General features: G+C 55.4%; 15 protein-coding genes. 9 read left to right on the top strand and 6 right to left on the bottom strand.

The window, feature by feature from the left end; all coding sequences use genetic code 11:
• Positions 1-40 precede the first annotated feature (40 nt).
• Positions 41-619: an aminodeoxychorismate synthase component II gene (locus FY046_RS14655; protein ID WP_133846676.1), complete on the top strand. Its 579-nt coding sequence runs from the start codon at positions 41-43 to the stop codon at positions 617-619.
• 86 nt (positions 620-705) lie between these two features.
• Positions 706-1,923, top strand: a complete 1,218-nt coding sequence (argD, locus tag FY046_RS14650; RefSeq protein WP_133846677.1) for a bifunctional acetylornithine/succinyldiaminopimelate transaminase — start codon at positions 706-708, stop codon at positions 1,921-1,923.
• Positions 1,924-2,366: 443 nt separating this feature from the next.
• Here the strand turns inward: argD and FY046_RS14645 are convergent, their stop codons facing one another.
• Both FY046_RS14645 and crp read right to left on the bottom strand, forming a co-directional pair.
• Positions 2,367-4,442 carry a YccS/YhfK family putative transporter gene (locus FY046_RS14645; protein ID WP_159337861.1) on the bottom strand — a complete coding sequence of 692 codons (2,076 nt, stop codon included), beginning with the start codon at positions 4,440-4,442 and terminating at the stop codon, positions 2,367-2,369.
• A gap of 57 nt (positions 4,443-4,499) precedes the next feature.
• Positions 4,500-5,132 (bottom strand): cAMP-activated global transcriptional regulator CRP, encoded by a 633-nt coding sequence (gene crp, locus FY046_RS14640; RefSeq protein ID WP_000242758.1) that lies wholly within the window; start codon positions 5,130-5,132, stop codon positions 4,500-4,502.
• Between the two features lie 369 nt (positions 5,133-5,501).
• On the opposite strand from crp, the gene FY046_RS14635 reads away from it, so the two are divergent.
• Positions 5,502-5,909, top strand: a complete 408-nt coding sequence (locus FY046_RS14635) for an OsmC family protein (RefSeq protein WP_133846679.1) — start codon at positions 5,502-5,504, stop codon at positions 5,907-5,909.
• A 260-nt stretch (positions 5,910-6,169) separates the two neighbouring features.
• Positions 6,170-7,348 carry an amidohydrolase gene (locus FY046_RS14630; protein ID WP_446186211.1) on the top strand — a complete coding sequence of 393 codons (1,179 nt, stop codon included), beginning with the start codon at positions 6,170-6,172 and terminating at the stop codon, positions 7,346-7,348.
• Between the two features lie 14 nt (positions 7,349-7,362).
• On the opposite strand, the gene FY046_RS14625 is transcribed toward FY046_RS14630, so the two are convergent.
• From FY046_RS14625 to FY046_RS14615, 3 genes are all read right to left on the bottom strand, one after another.
• The gene (locus tag FY046_RS14625; RefSeq protein WP_446186210.1) at positions 7,363-8,232 is read right to left on the bottom strand and encodes a phosphoribulokinase; all 870 of its coding nucleotides are present in this window, start codon (positions 8,230-8,232) and stop codon (positions 7,363-7,365) included.
• A 100-nt stretch (positions 8,233-8,332) separates the two neighbouring features.
• Positions 8,333-8,551 (bottom strand): YheU family protein, encoded by a 219-nt coding sequence (locus tag FY046_RS14620; RefSeq protein WP_133846705.1) that lies wholly within the window; start codon positions 8,549-8,551, stop codon positions 8,333-8,335.
• Positions 8,551-9,567 carry a hydrolase gene (locus tag FY046_RS14615; protein WP_446186209.1) on the bottom strand — a complete coding sequence of 339 codons (1,017 nt, stop codon included), beginning with the start codon at positions 9,565-9,567 and terminating at the stop codon, positions 8,551-8,553. Before FY046_RS14615 ends, FY046_RS14620 begins: the two co-directional genes overlap by 1 nt.
• A gap of 60 nt (positions 9,568-9,627) precedes the next feature.
• Here FY046_RS14615 and FY046_RS14610 point away from each other — a divergent pair, with 60 nt between their 5' ends.
• Entirely contained in the window at positions 9,628-10,230 is a 603-nt protein-coding gene (locus FY046_RS14610; protein WP_133846683.1) for a LysE family translocator, read from the top strand.
• Between the two features lie 291 nt (positions 10,231-10,521).
• Here the strand turns inward: FY046_RS14610 and FY046_RS14605 are convergent, their stop codons facing one another.
• Positions 10,522-10,779: a hypothetical protein gene (locus FY046_RS14605; protein ID WP_159337867.1), complete on the bottom strand. Its 258-nt coding sequence runs from the start codon at positions 10,777-10,779 to the stop codon at positions 10,522-10,524.
• A gap of 27 nt (positions 10,780-10,806) precedes the next feature.
• On the opposite strand from FY046_RS14605, the gene tauA reads away from it, so the two are divergent.
• Genes tauA through tauD form a run of 4 tightly spaced genes read left to right on the top strand, consistent with a single transcriptional unit; the run spans position 10,807 to position 14,226 of the window.
• Positions 10,807-11,784, top strand: coding sequence for a taurine ABC transporter substrate-binding protein (gene tauA, locus FY046_RS14600; protein ID WP_446186208.1), 978 nt, complete (start codon positions 10,807-10,809; stop codon positions 11,782-11,784).
• A 14-nt stretch (positions 11,785-11,798) separates the two neighbouring features.
• A complete protein-coding gene (gene tauB / locus FY046_RS14595; protein WP_133846686.1) occupies positions 11,799-12,566 on the top strand; it encodes a taurine ABC transporter ATP-binding subunit in 768 nt (255 codons plus the stop codon).
• Entirely contained in the window at positions 12,563-13,390 is an 828-nt protein-coding gene (gene tauC, locus FY046_RS14590) for a taurine ABC transporter permease TauC (RefSeq protein ID WP_133846687.1), read from the top strand. The genes tauB and tauC overlap by 4 nt, the downstream gene beginning before the upstream one ends.
• Positions 13,387-14,226 (top strand): taurine dioxygenase, encoded by an 840-nt coding sequence (tauD, locus tag FY046_RS14585; protein ID WP_133846688.1) that lies wholly within the window; start codon positions 13,387-13,389, stop codon positions 14,224-14,226. The genes tauC and tauD overlap by 4 nt, the downstream gene beginning before the upstream one ends.
• The last annotated feature ends 27 nt before the right edge of the window (positions 14,227-14,253 follow it).

The following is a 14,253-nucleotide window of genomic DNA, read 5'->3' as shown; positions in this document are numbered from 1 at the left end:
CAGGGCCGCCTGGTGGCGGTCCTGCTGTAACGAGCCCACCATGCTGCTTCTGATCGACAACTACGACTCCTTCACCTGGAACCTCTACCAGTATTTTTCTGAGCTGGGAGCCGAGGTATGCGTGCGCCGCAATGACGAGATCACGCTGGCTGAGATTGACGCGCTGGCGCCGGAACATCTGGTGATCTCTCCAGGTCCCTGTACACCGAATGAAGCCGGGATCTCTCTTGAGGCTATCCGTTATTTCTCCGGGAAATTGCCTATCCTTGGCGTTTGTCTGGGGCACCAGGCAATCGCACAGGCCTTTGGCGCCCGCGTGGTACGCGCACGCAAGGTGATGCACGGCAAAACATCCGCGATCGAACATCGTGATGGCGGCGTGTTTGCCGGGCTGAATCATCCCCTGACGGTGACCCGCTATCATTCATTGATTGTTGAAAGCGGCAGTCTGCCTGCTGAGTTTGAAGTGACCGCCTGGACCGTGGATGAGAATGGTCAGCCTGATGAGATCATGGGCTTCCGCCACCGCACGTTATCGCTGGAAGGGGTGCAGTTTCACCCGGAAAGCATCCTCAGCGAGCAGGGGCATCAACTGCTGGATAATTTCCTCAAACGCTGATTAACGTTTGCCTTTTAGTGACTTTTTATGCATATTTTATGACTATATTTTCACATCCCTGAAAAGACTAAATGGTGAGGTAGTGAATGGCGGCGGAAAAATTAGCGGTAACACGTGCAACGTTCGATGAGGTGATTTTGCCTGTTTATGCACCAGCACAGTTTGTGCCGGTGAAAGGGAAAGGCAGCCGCGTTTGGGATCAGCAGGGTAAAGAGTACATTGATTTCTCTGGCGGTATTGCGGTCACCGCGCTCGGGCATTGCCATCCGGCGCTGGTAGAGGCATTAAAAACGCAGGGTGAAACCCTGTGGCACACCAGTAACGTCTTCACTAACGAACCTGCCCTGCGTCTGGCGACCAAACTGATCAACGCGACCTTTGCCGAGCGAGTGTTCTTTGCTAACTCCGGTGCTGAAGCAAACGAAGCGGCGTTTAAGCTGGCGCGTTACTACGCCACCAAACGTCACAGCCCGTTCAAAAGTAAAATCATTGCCTTCCATAACGCCTTCCACGGTCGCACGCTGTTTACGGTGTCCGTTGGCGGCCAGCCGAAGTATTCCGATGGCTTCGGGCCAAAACCTGCCGATATCGTCCACGTCCCGTTTAACGACCTGGCCGCAGTAAAAGCGGTGATTGACGATCATACCTGCGCCATTGTGGTCGAGCCGATTCAGGGAGAAGGGGGTGTGATGCCCGCGACGCCAGAGTTTATGCAGGGGCTGCGCCAGCTCTGTGATGAACATAATGCGCTGCTGGTTCTGGATGAAGTGCAAAGCGGCATGGGCCGCAGCGGTAAACTGTTTGCGTATGAGCATTATGGTGTGCAGCCGGATATACTCACCACCGCCAAAGCGCTGGGCGGTGGTTTCCCGGTCAGTGCCATGTTAACGACTAACGACATTGCATCGGTTATGGCGCCTGGCGTGCATGGCACCACCTATGGCGGTAATCCGCTGGCCTGTGCGGTGGCTGAAGCTGCACTGGATATCATCAATACGCCAGAGGTGCTGGAAGGTGTGGAAGAGCGCCGTCAGCTGTTTGTTGATGCGCTTCAGGCGCTGGATGCCCGTTTCGATCTGTTCAGCGATATCCGTGGCAAAGGCCTGCTGATTGGCGCGGAGCTGAAATCACAGCATGCTGGACGTGCGCGCGATATTCTTAACGCCGCAGCAGAAGCCGGTGTGATGGTGTTGGTTGCCGGAACTGACGTGATGCGTTTTGCGCCTTCGCTGGTCATTGAGCCAACGGATATCGCCGAAGGCATGGCGCGTTTCGCCACGGCTGTTGAGAAAGTCCTGGGCTGATTGCCGTGGGCGGGGCATGCCCCGCCCCTACGTTGTTTCGTCGATGTCAGGCATATCCCAGACCAACGTCGGCATGCCGCTAATTCGTCGATGTCAGGCATATCCCAGACCAACGTCGGCATGCCGCTAATTCGTCGATGTCAGGCATATCCCAGACCAGCGTCGGCATGCCGCTAATTCGTAGGGGTCAGGCATATCCTAGGCCAACGTCGGCATGCCGCTAATTCGTCGATGTCAGGCATATCCCAGACCAACGTCGGCATGCCGCTAATTCGTCGATGTCAGGCATATCCCAGACCAACGTCGACATGCCGCTAATTCGTCGATGTCAGGCATATCCCAGACCAACGTCGGCATGCCGCTAATTCGTCGATGTCAGGCATATCCCAGACCAGCGTCGGCATGCCGCTAATTCGTAGGGGTCAGGCATGCCTGACCCGCGATCATGACGATTTCCTCAAGCGCCGGGACAGCCAGCGGCCATGATGTGGGCGCTGGCTCCAGGTCAGCGACGAAATGGTGTGCATTACGCTGAGGTGGCCAAGAATACGCTTCACGTGTCGCTCCATAATGGTCACCGGCCCCTGATGGAAGTCCTCGGGAGCATCCAGTACATTGCTGCCTGAATCCGGTCCGTCATACTCCAGACGCTGCTGACAGCGTTGCAGGGCAATTTCGCAGGATTGCAAATAGCGCTCTGCCAGCGTCGGCGTTAGCATCGTATGCTCCCGCGCCAGAATGGTCATGGCGTTGATATGCTCAACAATAAACTGGCTGTGCGTGACCCACAGCTGCATATCGGCCAGGTAGCGTGAATTAAAGCCCGGTTCCTGCATCGCCTGATGCAGTGAGTTAAACAGCGCATTATGCGCCTGATTCACCCGCATACGCTGGTATGCCAGTTTCTCCGCATCCTGTTCGCTGCCCAGCAGCTTCTGCAATGCCTCCTGATAGGTCTCCAGCGCATCGTGCGCATTCTGACGCATCAATCCACTCTGCCACTGTGGCCATAGCCAAATCATGCCGCCGAAGGCAATCAGACAGCCCATTAGTGTATCCATTAAGCGCGGCAGCAGGAACTGCGCTCCGTTCAGCGACAGCAGTTGCAATGTATACACCGCGGTGACCGTGAATCCTACGGTTGCCCAGCCGTAAAACTTGCGGATAAACAGATAGCTCACCAGGGTAATCAGTAGCATCACCAGCAGCACCCAGGATTCCGGGGCATGTAAACCGAGCGTGGCAGCGGCAATGGCCAACCCGGCCAGCGTTCCCAGCGCCCTGTGCTGGATACGTACCCGAGTAGCGCTGTAACCGTTGAGGCTGACAAACATCACCGTCATCAGTATCCAGTAAGGCTTCGGCAGATTGAAGAACAGGGCCAGTGAACTGGCGAAGGTCAGCATGACTGCATAGCGTGCGGCGGTGCGCAGGGCAGAGGATTTCAGCGACAGATAACTCTTCAACGCAGGAAACAGCGGCAGGCGGCGCTGGCGGTCCGCCATCAGGTCGCGACGGTACAACGGGTGCTGGGTGCGTAGCACGCGGGCGATACGGCTGAAGTGATAATAGCAAAAGTTGCCAACCGGATTATCGGGGTGCTGACGGGATATTTTTTCCAGTGCCTGAAGCGGTTTTTCCATCGTGAAACGTTCAGGGAAGCGGTGATAGAGGATATCGTCAGCCAGTACCCGCAGGCGTGTGGCAATGGTCTGCGCATTCCAGCGGATCACCGCCTCGGCGTGGCTCTGCTCTACCAGCTTCTGTACTTCCTCGGGCTGATGCAGGCTGACGGCGATATGTTCCTGTAGATCGAGGGCGACCTGAAATGCGCGCGTCAGTCGCTGATAATGGTCGCGATTGGCGGCCAGCATATGCATTTGCTGGTAACAGGTGTTAATCAGATCGACGGCTTTCTGTTGGCGGACCAACAGGGGAGGCAGGGCGGTTTGGGGATCGGTCAACTGGGTTAGCAGACTGTATTTCGCTTCGCAGTAATCAGCCAGTTCATGATAGAGCAGACTGAGGGTTTCGCGCATCGGCTGCTCTTTCCACAGCCAGAACCAGAACCAGTTAAACGCGCCATACCAGACGGTACCGAGAATGAACAATAGCGGCGGCTGCCACATGGGCATGCGTCCGGCCAGACTGAGGGTGAAAATGGCGGCAATCAGCGATGCCGGTAGCAGACGACCGTGCAGCGGACTGATTTCACCGGTGACGCCAAGCAGCAGTGCCATGACCAGCAGGATCACGGGCAGTGGCACCTCTTCTGCCCCGGCGTACTGAATCAAAAAGCTACTGAAAGCAAACAGGCAACCGCCTACGATCAGACGTTTGAAGAAGCGTTTGTGTGGAGTATCAAGACCGGCATTGTTACAACAGGCGGGGACTAATGAGAACAGCAGGCCGTTTTGCAGGTTGCCGAGCATCCAGCCGATCGCCACGGGTAAACACAGCACCAGTGTTTGCCTGAGTGCGTAGTTAACTTCGGGGTGATAGATAATTCTCCGCCACATGAGCCACACCAAATAAAAACGGCGCGACTGGGCGTCGCGCCGTGGGTTCAGAGCCGGTTAACGTGTTCCGTAAACAACAATGGTTTTACCATGTGCTGAGATCAGGTTTTGATCTTCCAGCATTTTCAGAATACGACCCACCGTTTCGCGGGAGCAGCCGACGATCTGGCCGATCTCCTGACGGGTGATTTTGATCTGCATCCCATCCGGGTGCGTCATGGCATCCGGTTGTTTCGCCAGATTCAACAACGTTTGGGCAATGCGTCCGGTCACATCAAGGAAAGCTAAATTACCCACTTTCTCTGATGTGACTTGCAGGCGACGCGCCATCTGTGAAGACAGGCGCATCAGGATGTCAGGATTCACCTGAATCAACTGACGGAATTTTTTGTAGGAAATTTCAGCCACTTCACAGGCTGTTTTCGCACGTACCCATGCACTGCGCTCCTGACCTTCTTCAAAGAGGCCCAGCTCGCCAATGAAGTCGCCCTGATTGAGGTAGGAGAGGATCATCTCTTTGCCTTCTTCATCCTTGATTAACACCGCTACTGATCCTTTAACGATGTAATAGAGGGTTTCCGCCTTCTCACCCTGATGAATCAGAGTGCTTTTGGATGGATATTTGTGAATATGGCAATGTGACAGGAACCATTCGAGTGTAGGGTCTGTTTGCGGTTTGCCGAGAACCATTCGCTGTTATCCTCTGTTGTAATCGTGCCTAAATATACCCTGTATTCGGCGTGCTGCAGATGCGTTGCCGCTGGCCTGAAGCGCGAAATATTTTTGGGTATCAGGGGATGTATCCCTGCCAGGCGTTGAAATATTCAAGCGTTCCCATAGGGAAATTATACGGGCCTCTGTTAAGAGCATGGCTCGTGCTGTCGTCCCGTTTTTACCGTGCATTGTTATGCCAGTAAAATATTGCAGCTTCGTTTGTAGCACAGCTTTACAAGACTGTCTTCTGTTGTCTCGCTTCAGCATAGTTCGAAAAAGGCAACGTTGCCGTTTTTGTGAGTGCAGCGTACTCTGCGGTAACTGAATCAATGAGAGGATTTTGTGATGCAAGCACGAGTTAAGTGGGTTGAAGGGATGACGTTTTTGGGAGAATCCTCATCCGGCCATCAGATTTTGATGGATGGCAACGCGGGGGATAAAGCACCCAGCCCGATGGAGATGGTGCTGATGGCTGCCGGGGGATGCAGTGCGATTGATGTGGTGTCTATTCTGCAGAAAGGCCGTCACGATGTCGCCGACTGTGAAGTTAAATTGACCTCGGAACGTCGTGAAGAGGCACCGCGTATTTTCACCCATATTAACCTGCACTTTATTGTCAGCGGCAAGGCGTTAACGGATAAAGCCGTTTCACGTGCGGTCGACCTCTCTGCGGAGAAATACTGCTCGGTGGCGATTATGCTGGGGAGCGCGGTGAAAATGACGCACAGCTATGAAGTGACAGATCTGACCTGAAGCTGGTTTCTTATGGGTAACGATGTTCGTTGTCGTTACCCACAGCTGACAGAACGTAGCGTACACATCCTGCTATTCCTCTCTCTACCCGCATTTCACGCCACGGCAGGCGAATAACATCAGCGGTATATTTCCCTCGTTCTACATTCCTTTCTTAATTTGCTGCAGGCTGGCGAAACAACAGCTGAATGTCCGGCGTTTGCCCATGATTCTCTGTTGCTGCCTGGTCTGCCGTTGTCAGATTTAATCAACCAGGAGTCATGATGACTATCGAGACGCTGATTCAGGATGTCACACCAAAGGTGCTGCAATGGCGGCGGCATATTCACGCGAATGCCGAACTCTCTTTCCACGAGCATGGCACCGCAGACTATGTTGCCGCTGAACTGGCAAAGTTTGGCCCATTAACACTTAGTCGCCCGACGCCAAATAGCGTACTGGCTGAACTTGAGGGGCCGCGTAGTGGTGACTGCATTGCCCTGAGGGCCGATATGGATGCGCTGCCTATTGAGGAGTTGAACAGTGAACCTTTCACCTCGCGCAATCGCGGTGTGATGCATGCCTGCGGGCATGATGCGCATACGGCAATGCTGATGGGGGCGGCATGGGTGTTGTGCCAGCAGCAGAGTAAGCTTGCCGGCAAAGTGCGCTTTATTTTCCAGCATGCGGAAGAAGTGCCGCCAGGCGGGGCCAGCGAGCTGATTAAGCTGGGCGTATTGAATGGTGTATCAATGATCTTCGGTCTGCATGTTTTCCCGGGACTGTCTACCGGCCAGGTGGCTGTGAAAGAGGGCGTCTTCAGCGCTGCCAGCGATAACTTCGACCTGACCCTGCAGGGAAAAGGCGCCCACGCAGCGATGCCGCAGGAGAGTATCGACCCGGTGACGCTGGGCGCAGGAGTGGTGCAGGCACTTCAGCAGATTGTCTCACGTCGTCTTGACCCTAACGAAGGTGCCGTACTGACGGTCGCGAGTTTTCAGGCTGACGGCGGCTATAACGTTATCCCTGACACGGCGAATCTGCGCGGCACGCTGCGCACGCTCAGCCAGAGTGCGCGTAACACTATCCCGCAGATGATGTCACAGCAGCTGGACGGAATGACGCAGGGAGCAGGGGCCAGCTACGTGCTGAAATGGACGCCGGGTTACACCACCGGGGTTAATCACCCGGACGCCTGCCGTATTGCAGTGGATAATGTGATTGCCACGCTGGGGGATGATGCCTTGCAGGTTATGCTGCATCCAATGTTTGGCTGCGAGGACTTCTCAGCCTATCAGCAGGTAGTGCCGGGCTGTTTCCTGTGGGTCGGGTCGGGCAACCCGGAAAAAGGGACCTGCCGGGGGCTGCATAACCCCCATTTTCGCCTTGACGAAGATGCGCTAAAAATCGGGGTGAGGCTGCATACCGGCTTTATCCACCGCCTGCTGATGAAGCGATAACAGGATAAATGGGGTCAGCCGATTTTTTTGCCTTCGATAAGGCGTTTGACCAGTGGCCCCATAATCAACTCCATTGCCAGTCCCATTTTTCCACCTGGTACCACCAGGGTTTTGATATGCGAGATAAACGAACCTTGCAACATGGAGAGAAGATAGGGGAAGTCGATATCTTCCAGCCCCTGAAAGTGGATGACGACAAAACTTTCATCCAGAGAGGGGATGCCGCGAGCAGCAAAGGGGTTAGAGGTATCCACCGTGGGGACGCGCTGGAAGTTAATATGAGTGCGTGAGAACTGCGGCGTAATAAAGTTAATGTAGTCCTCCATGGAACGCACCACTGAATCCATGACCGCTTCACGCGAGTGACCGCGTTCACCCGTGTCGCGCACCAGTTTTTGTATCCACTCCAGGTTAACGATAGGCACCACGCCGACCAGCAGGTCCACCTTGTCTGCCACGTTGTGCAGCGGAGTCATTACGCCGCCATGCAAACCCTCATAAAACAGGACATCGGTGGGTTCAGGCAGCGGCTGCCACGGGGTAAATGTGCCCGGCACCTGGTTCCAGGGTACGGCTTCATCATAGGTGTGCAGATATTTGCGCGACTGCCCTTTACCGCTGCGACCATATTCACCAAACGTTTGCTCCAGCAGGCCAAAGTCATTGGCTTCAGGGCCAAAATAGCTGACGTGCTTTCCCATATCGCGCGCTTTACGGATTGCCATATCCATTTCCGGGCGGGTAAAACGGTGGAAACTGTCCCCTTCGACCTCGGCTGCCCGCAGATTAAGTTGCTGAAAAATCTTCCTGAAAGCCAGGCTGGTGGTGGTGGTTCCTGCCCCACTGGAGCCGGTGACGGCGATGACCGGATGTTTGGCTGACATGGCGTGCAACTCCCTGATAAAGGTCGGACGGACGGATCATTGGTAACATGTTTTACCCGTCCAAGTCATTATGGCTTCACGTTTACTTATTCACGACTATTTATTCACGAAACTGGCCGCGCGGCATGATGTTGACGGATTCATGCAATTCCGACCACACCAGCACCACCTCGCCGCTGTTGAGCTGGCGACGGACATCGTCGACTTTCTGTTTTAGCGAGCGCTCCTGTTCACCATAGTCGGTGCCTTCACGCAGTACGAAGGATTCAATCAAATTGTCGAGCGTCTCGGTATCAAGGTCTTTCCAGGGGATAATCATCATTTCTCCAGCCAGGTGTTAAGCCACTGAGGGATGCGCTGTTCCAGCCACATCGCAGGTTTACGCAGCGTGCCGCCGACGAAACCGACGTGTCCACCGTGCTGCGTCAGCTGATACTCAACACAGGCGGGCAGTAATGCCGGATCAGGGATGACCTCAGGGGTCATAAAAGGGTCGTCTTTCGCGTGTATCACCAATAACGGTTTACGCACGCCGGGGAGCAACGGCATGGCGCTGCAACGATGATAGTAGTCGCTGGCATCCGCAAAGCCGTGCGCGCGCGCGGTGATCGCATCGTCAAAGTCGCGTAGCAGGCGCAGCGATTTAAGCTGAGCCAGGTCGACAGGGAGTGTTCCCGGCCACGCGCGGAGTTTGCGTTCGGCATTCTTCTTCAGCAATCCCAGCAAATAACGCTGATAGATGCGTGAAAATCCCTGCTCCAGCCGCAGACTACAGGGTTCCAGCATCAGCGGGGCGGAAACCACCACGCCCGCGTCCAGCAGGCAGCCCTCGCCCTGCTTGCCCATCAGGCAGGCCAGCATATTCCCGCCCAGGGAAATCCCCACCGCGGCGGTAGGAACCTGGCCCCATTCATCGCGCAACCACTGCAAAAAGTAGCTGGCGTCTTCTGTCTCACCGGAGTGATAGATACGGTTGAGCCGATTCGGTACACCACTGCAACCGCGAAAATGCATCACCACGCCAAGCCAGCCGCGATCTTTCAACACCTGAAGCAGGCCGTGCGCATAAGGGCTGTGAAAACTGCCCTCCAGCCCGTGGAACAGGACCACTCGGGGTTTGTGGCGTGCGGCCGCCGGATCTTCACTCCATGCCAGATCGACAAAATCGCTATCCGGTAACGTCAGGCGCTGCCAGTGGGGTTGCAGGGTAATGCGGCGACGGATCAGGCGCGGCAGAATAGTTTGCAGATGCGGATTGCTGGTGCCCATTAGTGGACGAAAAGCGTTATCCGTCAGGGGGCTAAAATTTATCGGGTTAGAGCTTGTAGGATCCATAGCACGCTGTTAGCTTCGTCAGGTTGTTAATTTTTCAGAGGGGTGGGGAGCACCCGTTCTATGGAACTGAGTCTGTTTTTATCAATGTTGGGCTTTCTGTGGGTCGCGGCGATTACGCCAGGCCCTAATAATATGTTACTCACCGCCTCAGGTGCTAACTTTGGTTTTCTGCGCTCTCTGATGTTACTGATCGGCATTATGATCGGGATGCAGGTGATGCTGCTGATGGTGGCCTTTGGCGTGGGTGGTTTGATTCTGCTTTATCCTTCCCTTCATCTGTTCCTGAAAATAGCGGGCAGTGCCTATTTGCTCTGGCTGGCGTGGAAAATCGGCAGCGCGGAATACGAAAAACTGGAAACGGGTAACGCACCCGCAGCGCCGATGCCGTTCTGGCAGGGCGGTCTGTTGCAACTGATTAACCCGAAAGCCTGGCTAATGGCACTGGGTGCCGTGGCCAGCTTCAGTCTGGCCGGTGAAGCCTACAAAAACTCGGTGATTGCCATCAGTATTGGCATGGCGCTGGTCAATGTGGTTTCCGGGGTGATCTGGTTAGGCTTCGGCACGCTGATAGGCCGCATTCTGCGCAGTCGCCGGGCATGGACCCTTTTCAATGTTTTTATGGGGTTGTTAACAGCGGCCTGCGTATTGCTGATCTGGCACTAAAACCGCGGGCGAGGCGTGCCTTGCCCCTACGGTATTTGCTTCGGACCTACGATCTTCCCCGCCTCTACGTCGTGCTTCGGACCTACGATATTCTTCATTTTCCGTAGGGGCCGGGCATACCCGGCCCGATTACGGCTTAAACCCATCGGTTTTCAGCAGACTGTTCAGCACGGTGAGGTCGGTCTCGAACGCCAGCGTATCGTTTTCCAGCAGGCGCAAATGCTGCTGGGCGAAGGCGGAGTTCAGTGCTTGTAACGCATATGTCGGTAGTTTTTCCGCTATTGATGGCCGTCAGGCTTTGCGTTTCAGCATTTGATTGATGGTATCGGCCATCTCTTTTTGCAGGGCAGTCGCCTGGCGTTGAGACTGTGGTGCAAGGGAAATGCGCAGTGCGTAAACCCTGCTTATTCTGAAAATACGCTTAACTAAGGCTTTTACCATTTTTTGGCAAATCAATTCACAATTCTTCCTAAGCAATTTTTGATATAAAAAAGAATTTTTAATTACTTTATTACGATAGTCGCGCCCGGTTACAAAGGAGGTGTTCACCAATAACAATAATCTCTGGAGCGGGCTATGGCGGGTAAATTCACACTTTCAATATTGGCAGCGGCATTGTCACTGACAGCACTCAGCGTTCAGGCAGTCGATGTCACCATCGCGTATCAGACATCAGCAGAACCGGCAAAAGTCGCTCAGGCTGACGGCACCTTTGCCAAAGAGAGCGGGGCGAAAGTCGACTGGCGTAAATTCGACAGCGGCTCCAGCGTGATCCGCGCACTGGCTTCCGGCGACGTACAGATCGGCAATATCGGTTCCAGCCCACTGGCGGTCGCCGCCAGTCAAAAACTGCCTATCGAGGTGTTCCTGCTGGCTTCCCAACTGGGCAACTCCGAAGCGCTGGTGGTGAAAAAAGACATCAAGAGTCCGAAAGACCTGATTGGCAAGCGCATCGCCGTGCCCTTTATTTCAACCACGCATTACAGTCTGCTGGCGTCGTTGAAGCACTGGGGCATTAAGCCGGGCCAGGTACAGATCATTAACCTGCAACCCCCGGCCATTCTTGCAGCCTGGCAGCGTGGTGACATCGATGGTGCTTACGTCTGGGCTCCGGCAGTGAATCAGCTGGAGAAAGACGGCAAGGTGCTGACCGATTCCGCCCAGGTCGGGAAATGGGGTTCGCCAACGCTGGATGTGTGGGTAGTGCGTAAAGACTTTGCCCAGCAGCATCCGGAAGTGGTGACTGCCTTTGCCCGCAGCGCACTGGACGCGCAGAAAGCCTATCTTGATAACCCACAGCAGTGGCTGAAGCAGGACGATAACCTGACCAAGCTGTCGCGCTTCAGCGGTGTGCCGAATGCTGACGTTCCGGTTCTGGTGAAAGGAAATACCTATCTGACAGCGAAGCAGCAGGTGGAGCAGCTTAACGGCCCGGTGAACAAGGCGATTGTTGATACGGCCCGGTTCCTGAAAGAGCAGGGCAAAGTGCCGGACATCGCAACGGATTACAGCAGCTATGTCACCGACCGCTTTGTGAAACCTCTCGCACAATAACAGGAGCCAGAACCATGCTGTCAGTCTCTCATCTTCGCGCCAGCTATGCAGGACAACTGGCATTACAGGATATCAACCTGTCGATCGGCAATGGAGAGCTGGTGGTGGTTCTGGGGCCTTCGGGCTGCGGCAAGACCACGCTGCTGAACCTGATTGCCGGATTTATTCCGGCAGACGGTGGCAGCATTACGCTGGACGGCCAGCCGGTGAGTGGACCGGGCGCCGACCGGGGCGTGGTCTTTCAGCATGAAGGGCTGCTGCCATGGCGCAATGTACTGGATAACGTTGCATTCGGGCTGCAGCTGGCAGGAGTGGAAAAAAATGCCCGCCGGGCAGTGGCACGCCAGATGCTGAAAAAAGTCGGGCTGGAGGGTGCTGAAAAACGCTTTATCTGGCAGCTTTCGGGCGGTATGCGTCAACGCGTTGGCATTGCCCGCGCACTGGCGGCTGACCCGCGTCTGCTGCTGCTCGATGAACCCTTCGGCGCACTTGACGCCTTTACCCGCGAGCAGATGCAGGAACTGTTGCTGACGTTATGGCGCGACAGTGGCAAACAGATTCTGTTGATTACGCACGATATTGAGGAAGCCGTATTCCTCGCCAGCGAACTGATTCTACTGTCTCCGGGGCCGGGCCGTATTGTCGAACGCCTGTCACTCGACTTTGGCCGCCGCTATGCAGCGGGGGAAGCCTGCCGCGCGATTAAATCCGATCCTGCCTTTATTGAACGCCGTGAATACGTACTCGGCCGGGTGTTCCAGCAGCGTGAGGTATTTGCATGAGCTCCCTGATTAACGAAAAAAGCACGGTGCGCCGTGTGAAATGGCGCTGGCCGCTGTCGCGTCAGCTGACACTCAGCGTGGGTACACTTCTGGTGTTGCTGGCCGTGTGGTGGGCCGTGACCGCCTTACAGCTGATTGAGCCACTGTTTCTGCCACCGCCGCAGAAGGTCTTACACCAGTTACTGACCATCGCCAGCCCGGCCGGATTTATGGATGCCACGCTGTGGCAGCATTTGGGTGCGAGCCTGACGCGCATTGTGATTGCGCTGTTGGCCGCGACGTTGATTGGCGTTCCGGTGGGCATTTTTATGGGGCTGAATGACACCGTGCGCGGCATTCTCGACCCGCTGATTGAGCTGTACCGTCCTGTGCCGCCGCTGGCTTATTTGCCACTGATGGTGATCTGGTTTGGTATTGGCGAGACCTCAAAAATTTTACTGATCTACCTGGCGATTTTTGCGCCGATCGCGATGTCGGCGGTGGCCGGGGTAAAAAGTGCTCAGCAGGTCCGTCTGCGTGCCGCCCGCTCACTTGGTGCCAGCCGCTGGCAGGTGCTGTGGCATGTGGTTCTGCCCGGTGCGCTGCCGGAAATCCTGACAGGCATTCGTATTGGTCTTGGCGTCGGCTGGTCGACGCTGGTGGCCGCTGAACTCATCGCCGCCACCCGCGGACTGGGCTTTATGGTGCAGTCAGCTGGCGAGTTTCTCGCCACCGATGTGGTGCTGGCCGGTATCTCAGTGATCGCCCTGATAGCTTTTGCGCTGGAGCTGGGGCTACGCGCCTTGCAGCGCCGCCTTACCCCCTGGCATGGAGTACAACAATGAACGAACGTATTAAAATTCAGGCGCTTGGCCCCTATATTGGTGCCCAGGTCAGCGATGTAGATTTGACCCGACCGTTAAGCGATGCGCAGTTTGAGCAGCTCTATCATGCGCTGATCCGCCATCAGGTACTGTTCCTGCGTGACCAGCCGTTAACCCCGCAGCAGCATCGCCAGCTGGCGGCACGGTTTGGCGACCTGCATATTCACCCGGTTTATCCGCATGCGCCGGATGTGGAGGAGATTATCGTGCTGGATACCCATGACGATAACCCGCCGGATAACGACAACTGGCATACCGATGTGACGTTTATTGAAACCCCTCCAGCCGGGGCGATCCTCGCGGCGAAGCAGTTACCCGAAACCGGGGGCGATACGCTGTGGACCAGTGGGATCGCTGCGTATAACGCGCTGTCTGAACCGTTACAGGTGCTGCTGGGTGGGTTACAGGCCGAGCATGATTTCCGCAAAGCCTTCCAGGAATACAAATATCGCGGCAGTGAGGAAGAGCATCAGCGCTGGCAGCAGGCGGTGGCGAAGAATCCGCCCGTGTTACATCCAGTGATCCGCACCCATCCGGTCAGCGGTAAAAAGGCGTTATTTGTTAATGAAGGCTTTACCACGCGTATTGTCGGTCTGACAGAGAAGGAGAGTGATGCGCTGCTGCATTTCTTGTTTGCCCATGTCACCAAACCTGACTTCCAGGTGCGCTGGCGCTGGCAGGTGGGTGATGTGGCCATCTGGGATAACCGTGTGACGCAGCATTATGCCAATGCGGATTATTTACCGGCGCGCCGCATCATGCACAGAGCAACGATATTAGGGGACAAGCCCTTTTAACAAAACGGATTGTACCGGAGCGAGACA

Source organism: Erwinia sp. 1181_3 (assembly GCF_052824965.1).
This window is presented reverse-complemented; position numbering and strand designations above follow the sequence as displayed.